We start from the raw sequence: 13,362 nt of genomic DNA on the forward strand, positions 1-13,362 counted from the left end.
GCGCTTGGCTTCTCGCAAAAGCTTGGGCGGCCGTTCGGCCTTGCCTTCGCCTCCGGCTTGGTCTCCTGCTTTCCCCCTTCTCCGCTCGTCCTGAGCTTGTCGAAGGGCGATTGGTAGAAGGCCTACCTGTAGGAAAGCCCTAAGCCTCTAATCCGCTGAAATCGGTCAGCGCCGCATCGCGCAGGCCGCGCCAGACATTGCGCGCCTGCACGGTTTCGAACACGTCATGCACGCGCAGCAATTGCACGCCTGCATCCATGCCGTGCTGCGCCAATGTGAGCGAGCCGCCGACGCGCTGGTGCGCCGCGACCTCGTTCGATAGCGCGCCGATCATGCGCTTGCGGCTTGCGCCCAGAAGCAGCGGGCAGCCGAGCGCGTGGTACATTGGCAGGTGGTTGAGGATGGTGAGGTTGTCCGCCAGCGATTTGCCGAAGCCGATGCCGGGATCGAGCACGATGCGCTCCGCCGCAATGCCTGCCCCAATCGCCCGATCACGCGCTTCCTTCAGGAAGTCGAACACATCGAAGGCCACCGCCGTATAGTCGGGATCGGCGTGCAAATCCTCTCCCGTCCCCGGAGCATGCATCAGGATGACGGGCTTCCCGCTCGCCGCTGCGAGCTCGAGGCTGCGCGGATCGTAGCGAAGCGCCGACACGTCGTTGATGATGTGCGCGCCTGCTTCCAGCGCCGCTTCCATCACTGCCGGGCGGCGCGTGTCGACACTCACCGCCGCGCCCATGCCGACGCAATGCTCGATCGCGGGGACGACGCGCTTGGCCTCCTCGCCTTCCCACACCGCTTTTGCGCCCGGCCGGGTGCTTTCGCCGCCGATGTCGATGATCGCCGCGCCTGCCTCGTGCATGGCCGCTGCGTGCGCCTTCATCGCGTCGGGATCGTCCATGAACTCGCCGCCATCGCTGAAGCTGTCGGGCGTAACGTTGAGGATGCCCATCACCTGCGGCTGGTCGAGCCGGATAGTGCGCCCGCCAAGCTCCAGCGGCGGATGCGCCATCTGGAGGTAGGACCACTGCATCTCGCCTTCCGCGCCAAGCTCTGCGGGAAGCGCCGCAAGCGCCTGAGCCATGCTCGCCTTGGTCGCAATCCGGCGAGACGTCACCGCCCCGCCCTCGCGCACGATCACCGCAAACTCGCGCGCATAGGCCATGCCGCCCGCCAACCGAATCGCATCCCCCTCCACCGCCTGAGGCCCGGAGACCATGGTGATCGGCTGGATGTAGACGCTCTGGCTCATGGCTTTGCTTTCAGTGACTTACCACATCGTGACGATGGGGGTGTGACAGGTGTGACAGTGTTCTGACGAAGAAATTGTCGGGTGCAGAATTTGGTTGATTTGAAGCGGGCAAACGGCCTGCGATCAAGGTGGTGAAGAAGATCATGCACCGGATTGAGCATGGCGGGGGAGTTGTAGGAAAGCGCCGCGCCAACACGATACGTCATCCCGGCCCCCGAGCCGGGATCAGGCTTGGTCCTTGCGAGAAGGAAGCTTGACCCCGGATCAAGTCCGGGGTGACGGTGGAATGTTTGTTGCGCGGCGCAGACTAATCCTCGCTCGCCAGCAGATACAGCCCTCTGGCCGCATCAATCGGCTTCACTTCGCCGCCAGCCTCATAGTGCCAGAAGGTCCAGCCGTTGCAGCTGGGTGCGTCCTGGATCGTCTTGCCCACGCCGTGGATTGAACCGGTTTCCTTACCGCATTCGATGGAGCCATCCGCGCGCACGGTCGCTTTCCAGCGGCGTTTCTTGTCGAAAATCTCGGTGCCGGGTTTGAGCAGACCTGCTTCCACCACAGCGCCGAAGGCCACGCGAGGCTGGGTCTTGCGGCTTTGCATCGTGGTGAGCGCGCTTTCGTCGAGCGGCAATTCCTTTTCGATGCGCGCGGTGGCAACCTTGCGGTAGCCCGCCTCGCGCTCGCAACCGATCCATTCGCGGCCAAGGCGCTTGGCAATCGCGCCGGTGGTGCCGGTGCCGAAGAACGGGTCGAGCACCACGTCGCCCTTCTCGGTCGTTGCCAGCAGCACGCGGTAGAGCAGCGCCTCGGGCTTCTGCGTCGGATGCGCCTTGTGGCCTGCCTCGTCCTTCAAACGCTCCCCGCCCGAGCAGATCGGAAAGGTCCAGTCCGAACGCATTTGCAGCTCGTCATTCAGCGTCTTCATTGCGCGGTAGTTGAAGTGATATTTCGATTTCTCGCCCTGCGAGCACCACAGCAGCGTCTCATGCGCATTGGTGAAGCGCGTGCCGCGGAAGTTCGGCATCGGATTGGTCTTGCGCCACACAATGTCGTTCAGGATCCAGAATCCGAGGTCCTGCAGGATCGCGCCCACGCGGTAGATATTGTGATAGCTGCCGATCACCCAAAGCGCGCCGTCGGGCTTCAGAACGCGTCTACACTCTGTCAGCCAATCCCTTGTGAAATTGTCATAAATCTGGAAGCTGTCGAACTGGTCCCAATCGTCCGTCACCGCATCGACATGGCTGCCATCGGGGCGGTTGAGATCGCCGCCAAGTTGCAGGTTGTAGGGCGGATCGGCGAAAACGAGGTCGATACTCGCATCGGGCAGCTTGCGCATTTCCTCCACGCAGTCGCCCGCCAGGATTTGGCCGAGCGGCAAGGAAGCCCTCACCGCAGATTGATCGACCTTTGGCGTGCGCGTTTTCGCCTTAGGCGCACGGATTTTCGTCAGACTGCCCACGTCATACTCCCTGAGTTATCCACAGGGGGTAGAGTTCGCGGGAGTCCCTGGTCAAGCGGCAATTTTGCCGCGCCATACCAGAGCTAGAGAGGAACGAAACGAGTCCGGCACAACATATTGAGTCCCCCGCCCTAACGCGGACTCGAGATCATGGGGTGTGGCGCTAAGGACTCACCTGCGCGCGCTAAACGGAAAAGGTCACTCCGGTCAGCTCTTCAGACTTGTCCCACAGGCGCTTGGCCACCTGCTCTTCCCTTGCCTGATAGGCGATAAAGGCTCGGCCCGAGCTATTGCCGCGCGCTTCCATCAGGCCGCGCGGCCCATAGTAATCTCCGCTCTCGGCGGCTGGATCGGTCGCGGCTTGCAAAGCGGGAAGCGCGCCCTGCTCAGAGGTGTTGAGCACGGTTTTCATAACAGGCTGCATGGCACTGCCATATTTCATATGGCGTGCCAGGTCCGATGCGGCGACGCCCGGATGGCACGCAATCGCGGCCACCCGCGAGTTGGCGGCGCGCAGGCGGCGGTCCAGTTCCAGCGCGAACATCAGGTTGGCGAGCTTGCTCTGCTGGTAAAAACGCCACGGCTCATATCCGCGATAGGCATCGAGATTATAAATATCGATCTGGCCCTTTTTATGGGCGATGCTGGATTGGACGACGACCCGCCCGCCCTTCTCTTCCAGCTTTTCAAAAAGCAGGGCGGTCAGGGCAAAGTGTCCGAGATGGTTCACGGCGAACTGCGATTCCACCCCGCCAATGCCGTGGTCCAGCGGCGGCACCATGATGCCCGCATTGTTCACGAGGATATCGATCCGCTTCTCAGCCTTGGCCTGCTCGGCAGCAGCATGAATGCTGTCCAGATCGTTGAGATCGAGCGGCAGGAAATCGAGCTTCGCCATCGGATATTCGGCACCGATCCGGTCAATGGCGTCTTGCGCTTTTTCCTCATTGCGGCAGGCTAGCAGGACCTTTGCCCCCACCCGCGCCAGATGCCGCGCGATTTCGAAACCGATCCCCGTATTCGCGCCCGTCACGATGGCGGTTTTGGGAGACTGTTTGGGAATATCGGTAAAAGTGAAATCGGCCATGAGGTGCTCCGCTGGAAGGTTCTAATCCAGCAATGCGCCGCGCGGCTCAAGCGTTCCGGCTTATGCGAAAAGAAGCGCGGTGTTGAGGGCAAATGCGCCGAGCAGCGCAGCGCCAAGCCAGCGGCTGATATGTTTGAAGAAACGGCATAGCAGCAGGATCAGCACGGCTGAGGCAAGCAGCACCGGCATTTCAACATCGATGAGCTCGGCCGAAATTGGTAGCGGCGCGATGCTCATCGTTGCCCCGCCGATCAGCAGGATATTGTAGATGTTGGAGCCAACCACATTGCCGACTGCCATTTCCGCCCGCCCCTTCAGCGCGGCAGCGAGAGATGCGGCGAGTTCGGGCAGCGATGTGCCGATAGCAACGATGGTGAGACCGATGACCGCGTCTGACACGCCGGCCAGTTGCGCAAGCTCGATCGAACCTGCGACCAAAAGCTGGCCACCGACGATCAATATGCCGACACCGCCTGCAAACAAGGCGACGGCCAGCAGCAGGCCGAGCGGCGGCGGGCTATCCTCGTCCTCCAGGCTTTCGGGCGGATGCTTCACGCGCCAGATGATGTAGACGACAAGCAGGGCAAGCAGCGCGGCACCAATCCACGGGCTTGCACCCTGCGAAACGGTAATCGCATAAAGCAGCGCGGTGGCCGCCAGAGCCACTATAGCATCGCGCTTGCCCACGCCGTGCATAGCAATGGGCGTCACCAGTGCGGTCGCGCCTAGGATCAGCAGTGAATTGGCGAGATTGGAGCCCACCACGTTACCCCAGGCAATGCCGGGGGAGCCGAGCATGGCAGCTTCGATGCTCGCCACCATTTCCGGCATGGAGGTTGCCGCGCCGACAATCACGATACCTGTCACAAGATGCGAAAGACCGAGCCGCTCTGCAATCGAGACTGCGCCGCGCACAAGCAATTCGCCGCCGACAAAAAGGGCGACAAGGCCGCCAATGATGCTTGCAATGAGGGTGAGCATGGCGCGCTTTTAGAGGCTCAATTCCATTTGTGCCACTGGGGCGAAGGATCGACGGTGAAAAGGTGTTGGACCATGGACGCGCAGAGCCTCCATATGTTCCTTGGATCCATAGCCCTTATTGCGCTCCCAGCCATAGTGCGGATGGCGTTCAGCCGCATCCACCATGATGCGATCGCGATATTCCTTGGCGATAATACTCGCAGCGCCGATGCAGGCCTCTTTTCCATCGCCGCCGACGATAGGTGTGGCGGGCCAGCGCCAACGATCGCAGCGGCCTTCGGGCGTGAGGTTCCCGTCGATCAGCGTATGGAGCGCGGTCTCGCCCACAGCTTCGCATAATCGCTCCATCGCCAGACTCATCGCAAGCATGGTCGCGCCGAAGATATTGAGCTCGTCGATCGAACCCACATCGACCACGCCGATGCCGTAGGCGCAGCTTCTAAGGATACGCGTTTCTGCATCCGCACGCGCTTTCGCGGAAAGCTTTTTGGAATCGTTCACGCCATCGGGCACAGGCTCACACAGCACCACTGCCGCAGCGACCACGGGGCCCGCCAAGGGACCACGTCCCGCCTCGTCCACACCGGCCACCAGCGGATTTTTGCCCAGACGGGCACAAAAATCGGCAGAAGGCGTTCCTGACAGCATGACAAAGCATCTCCTCGCCTCCGCCCTATCCCCGCTCGCCATCTTGCTCGCAAGTTGCTCGGGCGCGCAAACGGGGGAAACTCCCGCTCCATCAGCCTCATCCTCCAGCGCGATGGCTGGCGGCGAAATGATTGAATTGCAAAGCACTTCGCCCTTCGCGGCGGAGAGCCACGGCGCTTTCAATGAGCCATGGGCGCTTGCTTTCGAGCCCGGCACAGGCGTGATTTTCCTGACCGAGCAGCCCGGCACGATGAAATTCTATAATCCTACCACCGGCACCACCGGCAATGTCACCGGAATGCCCGATGTGGTCTATGCCGGCCAAGGCGGACTTGGCGCGATTGCGTTTGCGCCCGATTATGCGACGAGCAACATGATCTATCTCAGCTGGGCCAAGGATATGGGCAATGACCTGACCGGCGCAGCAGTCGGTCGCGGCACGCTGGTTTGTGACAGCGAAACCGAATGCCGCGTAGAAGGTCTTACCGAAATCTGGCAGCAGAGCCGTGGCGGTGAGCGCCGCGGGCACTATTCCCACCGCATGGCATTCTCGCCAGATGGCCAGTATCTCTTTGTGACAAGCGGGGATCGTCAGGAGCAGACTCCGGCACAGGACATGTCGAACAATCTCGGCACGGTCGTGCGCCTGAACCTCGATGGCACGGCCGCAGCCGGTAATCCCTTTGCAGGTCAGGGCTCGCCGCAGGACCAGATCTGGACATACGGCCAGCGCAACCTCCTGGGTCTCGATTTCGACAGCCAAGGCCATTTGTGGGAGCTCGAGCATGGCCCCGCCGGTGGTGACGAGCTGAACCTGGTCGTTGCTGGCAACAATTACGGCTGGCCGACCCGCTCCTATGGTGAAAACTACAATGGCGATCCGATTCCCGATCACACGGCGGGTGATGGCTTTGCCAAGCCGGCCATCTACTGGAACCCCGTCATCGCGCCGGGCGGCATGCAATTTTACGAAGGCTCGATGTTCTCCGACTGGAACGGGCAGCTCCTGATTGCCAATCTGCGCACCCAATCGATCAGCCGCGTCACCGTGAATGCAGGCGCCAACAGCGCCGATGAAGCAGCGCGCTACGAAATGCCTGATCGCCTGCGGGATATTGCAATCGCGCCGGATGGCGCGATCTGGGTGATCGAAGATGGCGAAGATGGACGGCTGCTGAGGCTGACGCCAAAGGGATAGTTTTTCTCAGCGTGAAATGGTTGCCCTCGCTGTAGCGGCTCTTTATCGCCCCGCCCATCATGAAGGACAACGCCAAGCTGATCCCGCTCGAAGCGGTCCCTGCCGATATGTTCGAGGAAGTGCTGGACCGCGCTTTTGGCGCCGATCGGCATGGCAGGACAGCCTACAAAGTGCGCGCGGGCGTGGAATGGCTTCCCGCGCTTAGTTTCGCAGCGCTGGACGATGAGGACATGCTCGTCGGCACCATTCAGGTATGGCCCGTTGCCCTCAGCGATCCGCAAGATCGCAGGCATCCCATGCTGATGGTCGGCCCGGTCGCTGTCGTGCCCGATCGGCAAGGCGAAGGCTTTGGCCTCGCGCTGATGGCCGCCATGACCCAGGCCATGGATTCAGAGGCCAATTTGCCGCAGGTGATGATCGGCGATCCCGAATATTACGGACGCTTCGGCTTCTCGGCCGCGCCTACGAAGGATTGGTCCGTCCCCGGCCCGTATGAGCCGCATCGCCTGCTCGTCCGAACGGCCTATCCGTCGATTTTGCCCGGCACCGGCACGCTTGGCCCTTGGATTGGCTGACACTCTCTGGCATCGCTCCTTACCAGATGCCCTACACTCCTCCCCCCGATCTTGCAGGCCTGTCTCTCGCCGAAATCGCCGAGCTGAGCGCATCGCGCCAATTGCCGCCGATCGATGAGTGGGATCCACCCGAAACCGATCACAGCAAGATGCGCATCGCCGCAGATGGCAAATGGTATCACGATGGCGGACAGATCACGCGCCCCGCCATGGTCCGTGCCTTTGCCAGCCTGCTGCGCCGCGAGGAGGATAAGCGCTATTTCCTCGTCACACCGCACTATAAGCAGGAAATAGAGGTGGAGGACGCGGCCTTCATAGCGGTCGACTGCAAGCATATCGAGGACGAGGTTCTCGCCTTCCGGCTCAACATCGATGAGAATGTCATGCCTGGGCCTGACTATCCCTTGCGCGCGGCCGGAGATGCGGACACGCCTGCAATCTATCTGGCTTTCCGACACGGCTGCGAAGCGCGGCTTGATCGGTCCACATGGCTCCAGCTTGCGGAAATCGCGCTTCAGCAAGGCGATGGCACGAATGTCACCAGTCAGGGCGAGACTTTCTCGCTCAGTCCGGAATGAGCGCGCTTTTCGATCGCCTGAGCAAGCTGTTCGGCGAAACCGAACATATCGGCATTGAAGGCATTCGCGACGATAGTGCCTGGGTGACGCGCCAACCACGCGATGCAGCGGTGCTGATGGCCGTCACAGATCGCAAGGAGCCCGGTCTGCTGCTGACGCATCGCCCAAAGACGATGGCAGCACATCCGGGGCAGGTGTCCTTCCCCGGCGGCAAGCTGGAAGAAGGCGAGGATGCCATCACCGCTGCGCTGCGTGAAGCCGAAGAAGAGCTCGCCATCCCGCAAACCACAGTGCGCGTAGTTGGGACGGCACAACACTTTATGACGGGCACGGGGTTCAATTTGACACCGGTGCTGGGCCTTGTGCCGCACGATTTGCAAATTACTCCCGACCCGCGTGAAGTCGATGGCTGGTTCGAAGCCCCGCTTCGCTATGTGCTCGATCGCCGCAATCATGTGCAGAAGATGGGGCAGTTCGGCCCGCTGGAATTGCCCTATACGGAGATCGTCTGGGAAGGCCATAGGATCTGGGGCATCACAGCTGGCATCATCGCGAATTTGTCGCATCGGCTGGTGTGGGAGGAATTGATCGGTGACTAAGCTGCCGGCAGCAGACTGGACGCAGCGAGAGGATCTGGCGCGGCTTGTCAGCGTGCTCGGCGCGGAGAATATGCGCTGGGTGGGCGGCGCGGTGCGCGACACGCTTCTTGGCAGCGACGTGCGCGATGTTGATGCCGCGACCACGCTATTGCCCGACGCCGTGATGAGAACGCTCAAAGCGGCAGGGATCAAGCCGATCCCGACCGGCATCGATCACGGCACTGTCACTGCGGTGCTTCCCGAAGGCAATGTCGAGATCACCACACTGCGCAAGGATGTGGCGACCGATGGTCGCCGCGCGACGGTAGCTTTTGCCAGCGAGTGGAAAGACGATGCCGCACGGCGCGATTTCACCATCAACGCCCTTTTCGCCCATCCAGAAACGCTGGAAATCTCCGATTACTTCGGCGGGTTGGATGACCTGGCGGAGCGGCGGGTGCGTTTTATCGGCGATGCGCGCGAGCGTATTCGCGAGGATCACTTGCGCATTCTGCGATATTACCGATTCCAGGCTCGCTTCGGTGCGGCGCTGGATGAGGAAGCGGAAGAGGCCTGCGCCGAGCTTGCTTCGACGCTGAAAGGCCTCAGCCGCGAACGGGTGGCGATGGAAATGCTTGCCCTGCTGGCTTTGCCTGACCCGTCCGATACCGTGAGCCGAATGTATGAGCGCGGAGTGCTGGCAGAAGTTCTGCCGGAAACTGGCGCAGAGCAAATCGACCGCCTCGAAACCCTGATCGCTTTTGAAATCGCGCAGGGCGCTGCCGCCGATCCATTGCGCCGACTTGCTGCGCTTTTGCCGCCCGATCGCAAGCTTGCCGAACAAGTCGCCGCACGGCTGCGTCTATCCAACGCAAACCGCAAAACGCTTGCTCGCCTTGCCGATGGACTGCCCGACGCCTTACCGAGCGATGCTGACATACGCGCCCTTGCCTATCGGGAGGGGAGCCATCAAGCGCGCGACCTACTGCTGCTGAACAGTGTTTCCCCGGCCCCGCTAGACAATTGGGAAGTTCCTGAATTCCCTCTCAAAGGCGGCGCGATCGTGGCGCGCGGCGTGGGCGCGGGGCCGGAAGTTGCGCGCATACTTCAGGCAGTCGAACGGCGCTGGATTGCCGAAGGATTTCCCGCCGCCGACCGTGTCGACATCTTGCTTGAGGAGGAGCTTTCGCGTTGAAACCCTCCTCTTCGCATCTGCGGCATATAGGTTGAAATCAGATGCGAAATTGGTCAGGGAACATTCACAAGGTATCCTCTATTACCTTTGATAACGGGATCGCGCCTTCTGGCGTGCAGAGAATCTACCCCCATCGGGGTGTGCCACCCGCTTGAACAATCCGGCATTTATCGGAGCAATCCGGTCGGACGAATTTTAACAGCCGGACGGCGTTCGCGCGTCGCCGGAATGAAGGGAAGTTTTGTATATGCGTATCGCTTTCGCTGCAGCTGCTGCAGCAATCGCTTTTTCCACCCCTGCCATGGCTCAGGACGTTGGCACCGACATCGTCGGCAATGACGAAGCCGTGATCGGCACTGTCGAGCAGAATGACGGCACCACCGTGGTCGTGAATACCGGCACCTACCAGGTTCCGCTGGGCACAGATGCTTTTGCTGAAACCGATGGCGTGTGGACACTGAACACCACCAAGGCCGAACTCGAAACCGCTTACGGCGCAATCATGGCCGAGCAGGAAGCTGCCCTTGCTGCCGCTCTGGTCCCCGGCACCGCAGTCGCTACCGTAGATGCGCAGGCCCTCGGCGTGATCGAAGAAGTGGGCGAAGACGCAGTTCTTCTCGCCGACGGTGAAGAGCGCATCGCACTGCCGCTCAACCTGTTCGCGCTGGACGCTGAAGGCGCACTGATCGTGCTGGCCAACCATGCCGACATCATGGCCGCTCTCGAAGCACAGGCTGGCTAAGCTTTCTCAGCTTATTTAATCGAAAAACCCGGTGGCGAAAGCTGCCGGGTTTTTGTTTAAGGGGATTGTTTTGCGAAGCGGCGGATGCCGCTTCGCAAAACTAGAATTTATTCGTTTTAGGAAATCCCTGCGGCGGCAATCGGCCAGCTGCACCGCGCGCCACTTTCCACATGCCGATTTCGTTCTCAGTGCGCGTGCGACCCGTGTCTCCGCCCATTGCCCAGCTTAGCCCCTCTTCGAGCGCGAAGGTCGTCGCATCGGATAGGCCGCCATCGCGGTAGCGCTGCAGCATGACGCCCTGCCCGCGGCTCATCACCGGCATTTCTTCCAGCGCAAAAACGACGAGCTTGCGGTTCTCTCCCGCCACGGCAACATGATCATGCTCGGCCGCGATGGGGCGCGCGACCGTCAGGACAGCATCGCCTTTGAGATTCACCACCTGGCGGCCTTTGCGGGTTTCGGCGAGCAGTTCGTCCGTCACCGCGACAAAGCCCTTGCCGAGCGTGCTGGCGAGCAGGACCTGCTTGTCTTTCTCATGCACGATAACCGCGATGATTTTCGCCGAGGCCTCGATATCGAGCGTGTTGCGCACCGGCTCGCCAAAGCCGCGCGCACCGGGCAGTTTGTCCGCGCCCAGTGTGAAGAAGCGGCCGTCGTCGCAGGCGAGCAGCACGCGGTCGGTCGTCTGGCAATGGAGCGCAAAGGCCGGTCCATCGCCTTCCTTATATTTGAAATCGCCCGCGCCATCCTTGCCGAAATCGACATGGCCTTTCGCGCCGCGCACCCAACCCTTCTGGCTGAGGATGACGGTGACAGGCTCTTTCTCGATCATGGCGTTGGGATCGAATTCGACCGCAGGCGACTCATCGGTGATCGTCGTGCGGCGTTTGCCGAGCGCGGTCTCCGGCCCGTATTCCTTGCGCAGCGCCGCCATATCCTTTTTGAGGCGCGTTTTTTGGCGAGCGGGACTGTCGAGCAGCTTTTGCAGCTCCTCCTGTTCCTTCAGCAGTTCGTCCTTTTCGGTCCGCAATGCCATCTCTTCCAGCTTTCGCAGACTGCGCAGCCGCATATTGAGGATCGCTTCTGCCTGCCGGTCGGTCAGCTTGAACTCGGCCATCAGCTCCGCCTTGGGTTCATCCTCGTAACGGATGATTTCGATCACCCGGTCGAGATTGAGGAAGGCAATGATATAGCCTTCGAGCAGTTCCAGCCGATCGGCAATCTTGTCCAGCCGGTGCTGCGTGCGCTTTTGCAGGATCTCGATCTGGTGGACGATCCAGTTCGACAGGAATTCCTTGAGCCCCATCACCATCGGCGTGCGCGTGTGATCGAGCACGTTCATGTTGAGGCCGAAGCGCGTTTCCAAATCGGTGAGTTTGTAGACGCTTTCCTTCAGCAGCTCCGGATCGACATTGCGGCTGCGCGGGACAAGCACGATGCGGATGTTCTCGTCGCTTTCGTCGCGCACATCATCGAGGATCGGCAGCTTCTTGTCGGCAATCGCCTGCGCGATCTGTTCGATCAGCTTGCCCTTGGGCACCTGATAGGGAATTTCCGAAATGACGAGCTGGTATCCCCCGCCCTTCTGGCGCTCGATCCCGGCATCGCGGTCTTCGGCATTTTCGGCTTCAGCTGCATGGAAACGCCCACGCACCCGGAAGCTGCCTCGACCCGTTTCGTAAGCCTTGGAAATCGCATCCGGTCCGTCCACGATCAGGCCGCCGGTGGCAAAATCCGGGCCGTGAAACACGCCGATAAGCTCTTCGTGCGTAACGTCCTTGTTGAACAGCACCAGCTCTGCCGCATCGAGCACTTCGGCGACATTGTGGCTGGGAATGTTGGTCGCCATGCCCACCGCGATCCCGCTCGCGCCGTTGGCGAGAAGGTTGGGGAACAGGCCGGGCATCAGCTCGGGCTCTTCCTCTTCGCCGTTGTAAGTCGGGACGAACTCGACGGTGCCTTCATCCAGTCCCGCCATCAGCTGCATCGCGGTGCGCGTCAGCCGGGCTTCGGTGTAACGATAGGCCGCAGCATTATCGCCATCGATATTGCCGAAGTTGCCCTGCCCCTCCACCAGCGGGTAGCGCAGCGTCCAGTCCTGCGCGAGGCGCACCATCGCATCGTAAACGGCCACGTCGCCATGCGGGTGGTATTTTCCGATAACATCGCCAACGACGCGGGCGCTCTTTTTGAAGGCATTGTCAGGAGACAGGCGCAGCTGCCGCATCGTCCAGAGCAGGCGGCGGTGAACCGGCTTCAGCCCGTCGCGCAGATCGGGCAGCGAACGCGCGGTAATCGTGGACAGCGCATAGACCAGATAGCGCTCCGACAGAGCGCTTTCGAACGGTTCGCGCGTGATGCCATTTTCAGAATCAGGGGTGTCGTCAGTTTCGGACATGGCACTCGCCCTACCACCGCCTCACCTCGTCGGACAGCGCGGAACACAGGCGTTTCCCCAGCCGTTAGTCGAGTAATTGCAAACACACAAAAGGAACGCGCCTGATGACCCAACGTATCATGATCCTCGCCACCGATGGTTTCGAACAGTCGGAGCTTGAAGAGCCCAAATCACGTCTTGAAAAAGCCGGTTACGAAGCGGTCGTCGTAAGCCCGGAAGACGGGCAGATCCGCGGTTTTTCCGATGGTGAATGGGGCGATCCCGTTACCGTCGATTTGACGGTGGACGAAGCCACGACCGACGCGTTCGATGCGCTTGTCCTCCCAGGTGGCCAAATCAATCCCGACAGCCTCCGCATGAATGACAAGGCGGTACAGTTGATCCGCGACTTCGCCGCAGAAAACAAGCCGATCGCCGCAATTTGCCATGCACCGTGGCTCCTAATTGAAGCAGGCCTGGTGGACGGCAAGACCGTCACCAGTTGGCCGAGCGTCCGTACCGACCTGGAGAATGCGGGCGGCAATGTCGTCGACCAGGAAGCTGCTGTCGACGGCAACATCATCACCAGCCGCAATCCGGATGACATTCCGGCTTTCACCAGTGCATTGATCGAACAGCTTGAATCACAACTGGCAGCAGAACATGGCAAGTTTGAAAACGCATAAGCGATC

At 60.9% G+C, this 13,362-nt stretch carries 13 protein-coding genes; 7 read left to right on the forward strand and 6 right to left on the reverse strand.

Annotated elements, in window-relative coordinates; translation table 11 throughout:
- Positions 1–139 precede the first annotated feature (139 nt).
- From folP to I5L03_RS10685, 5 genes are all read right to left on the reverse strand, one after another.
- Positions 140–1,252, reverse strand: a complete 1,113-nt coding sequence (gene folP, locus I5L03_RS10665) for a dihydropteroate synthase (RefSeq protein ID WP_197921756.1) — start codon at positions 1,250–1,252, stop codon at positions 140–142.
- A 307-nt stretch (positions 1,253–1,559) separates the two neighbouring features.
- Complete coding sequence (locus tag I5L03_RS10670) at positions 1,560–2,693, reverse strand: site-specific DNA-methyltransferase (protein WP_407647627.1); 1,134 nt, start codon at positions 2,691–2,693, stop codon at positions 1,560–1,562.
- A gap of 202 nt (positions 2,694–2,895) precedes the next feature.
- A complete protein-coding gene (locus tag I5L03_RS10675; RefSeq protein WP_197921757.1) occupies positions 2,896–3,798 on the reverse strand; it encodes an oxidoreductase in 903 nt (300 codons plus the stop codon).
- Between the two features lie 60 nt (positions 3,799–3,858).
- The gene (locus I5L03_RS10680) at positions 3,859–4,779 is read right to left on the reverse strand and encodes a calcium/sodium antiporter (protein ID WP_197921758.1); all 921 of its coding nucleotides are present in this window, start codon (positions 4,777–4,779) and stop codon (positions 3,859–3,861) included.
- Positions 4,780–4,788: 9 nt separating this feature from the next.
- On the reverse strand, positions 4,789–5,427 hold the full coding sequence (locus I5L03_RS10685; RefSeq protein WP_197921759.1) for a ribonuclease HII: 639 nt from the start codon (positions 5,425–5,427) through the stop codon (positions 4,789–4,791).
- Here I5L03_RS10685 and I5L03_RS10690 point away from each other — a divergent pair.
- From I5L03_RS10690 to I5L03_RS10715, 6 genes are all read left to right on the forward strand, one after another.
- On the forward strand, positions 5,426–6,625 hold the full coding sequence (locus tag I5L03_RS10690) for a PQQ-dependent sugar dehydrogenase (protein ID WP_197921760.1): 1,200 nt from the start codon (positions 5,426–5,428) through the stop codon (positions 6,623–6,625). The two genes, I5L03_RS10685 and I5L03_RS10690, sit on opposite strands and share 2 nt — an antisense overlap.
- Before the next feature lie 59 nt (positions 6,626–6,684).
- Positions 6,685–7,200 carry a GNAT family N-acetyltransferase gene (locus tag I5L03_RS10695; protein WP_197921761.1) on the forward strand — a complete coding sequence of 172 codons (516 nt, stop codon included), beginning with the start codon at positions 6,685–6,687 and terminating at the stop codon, positions 7,198–7,200.
- Between the two features lie 26 nt (positions 7,201–7,226).
- The gene (locus tag I5L03_RS10700; RefSeq protein WP_197921912.1) at positions 7,227–7,778 is read left to right on the forward strand and encodes a DUF1285 domain-containing protein; all 552 of its coding nucleotides are present in this window, start codon (positions 7,227–7,229) and stop codon (positions 7,776–7,778) included.
- Entirely contained in the window at positions 7,775–8,377 is a 603-nt protein-coding gene (locus tag I5L03_RS10705; protein WP_197921762.1) for a CoA pyrophosphatase, read from the forward strand. The genes I5L03_RS10700 and I5L03_RS10705 overlap by 4 nt, the downstream gene beginning before the upstream one ends.
- Complete coding sequence (locus I5L03_RS10710; protein ID WP_325100173.1) at positions 8,370–9,551, forward strand: CCA tRNA nucleotidyltransferase; 1,182 nt, start codon at positions 8,370–8,372, stop codon at positions 9,549–9,551. The genes I5L03_RS10705 and I5L03_RS10710 overlap by 8 nt, the downstream gene beginning before the upstream one ends.
- Before the next feature lie 247 nt (positions 9,552–9,798).
- Positions 9,799–10,293 (forward strand): hypothetical protein, encoded by a 495-nt coding sequence (locus I5L03_RS10715; protein WP_197921763.1) that lies wholly within the window; start codon positions 9,799–9,801, stop codon positions 10,291–10,293.
- Between the two features lie 100 nt (positions 10,294–10,393).
- Here the strand turns inward: I5L03_RS10715 and parC are convergent, their stop codons facing one another.
- Positions 10,394–12,691 (reverse strand): DNA topoisomerase IV subunit A, encoded by a 2,298-nt coding sequence (parC, locus tag I5L03_RS10720; protein ID WP_197921764.1) that lies wholly within the window; start codon positions 12,689–12,691, stop codon positions 10,394–10,396.
- A 104-nt stretch (positions 12,692–12,795) separates the two neighbouring features.
- On the opposite strand from parC, the gene I5L03_RS10725 reads away from it, so the two are divergent.
- Positions 12,796–13,356, forward strand: a complete 561-nt coding sequence (locus tag I5L03_RS10725) for a type 1 glutamine amidotransferase domain-containing protein (protein ID WP_197921765.1) — start codon at positions 12,796–12,798, stop codon at positions 13,354–13,356.
- The last annotated feature ends 6 nt before the right edge of the window (positions 13,357–13,362 follow it).

Source organism: Aurantiacibacter sediminis (assembly GCF_016019885.1).
Taxonomy (GTDB): Bacteria; Pseudomonadota; Alphaproteobacteria; order Sphingomonadales; family Sphingomonadaceae; genus Alteraurantiacibacter; species Alteraurantiacibacter sediminis.

Bases quoted from the DNA above. Each gene is read 5' to 3' on its own strand.
- folP (WP_197921756.1), bottom strand. From the start codon at position 1,252: ATGAGCCAGAGCGTCTACATCCAGCCGATCACCATGGTCTCCGGGCCT.
- I5L03_RS10675 (WP_197921757.1), bottom strand. From the start codon at position 3,798: ATGGCCGATTTCACTTTTACCGATATTCCCAAACAGTCTCCCAAAACC.
- I5L03_RS10680 (WP_197921758.1), bottom strand. From the start codon at position 4,779: ATGCTCACCCTCATTGCAAGCATCATTGGCGGCCTTGTCGCCCTTTTT.
- I5L03_RS10690 (WP_197921760.1), top strand. From the start codon at position 5,426: ATGACAAAGCATCTCCTCGCCTCCGCCCTATCCCCGCTCGCCATCTTG.
- I5L03_RS10685 (WP_197921759.1), bottom strand. From the start codon at position 5,427: ATGCTGTCAGGAACGCCTTCTGCCGATTTTTGTGCCCGTCTGGGCAAA.
- I5L03_RS10695 (WP_197921761.1), top strand. From the start codon at position 6,685: ATGAAGGACAACGCCAAGCTGATCCCGCTCGAAGCGGTCCCTGCCGAT.
- I5L03_RS10700 (WP_197921912.1), top strand. From the start codon at position 7,227: ATGCCCTACACTCCTCCCCCCGATCTTGCAGGCCTGTCTCTCGCCGAA.
- I5L03_RS10705 (WP_197921762.1), top strand. From the start codon at position 7,775: ATGAGCGCGCTTTTCGATCGCCTGAGCAAGCTGTTCGGCGAAACCGAA.
- I5L03_RS10715 (WP_197921763.1), top strand. From the start codon at position 9,799: ATGCGTATCGCTTTCGCTGCAGCTGCTGCAGCAATCGCTTTTTCCACC.
- parC (WP_197921764.1), bottom strand. From the start codon at position 12,691: ATGTCCGAAACTGACGACACCCCTGATTCTGAAAATGGCATCACGCGC.
- I5L03_RS10725 (WP_197921765.1), top strand. From the start codon at position 12,796: ATGACCCAACGTATCATGATCCTCGCCACCGATGGTTTCGAACAGTCG.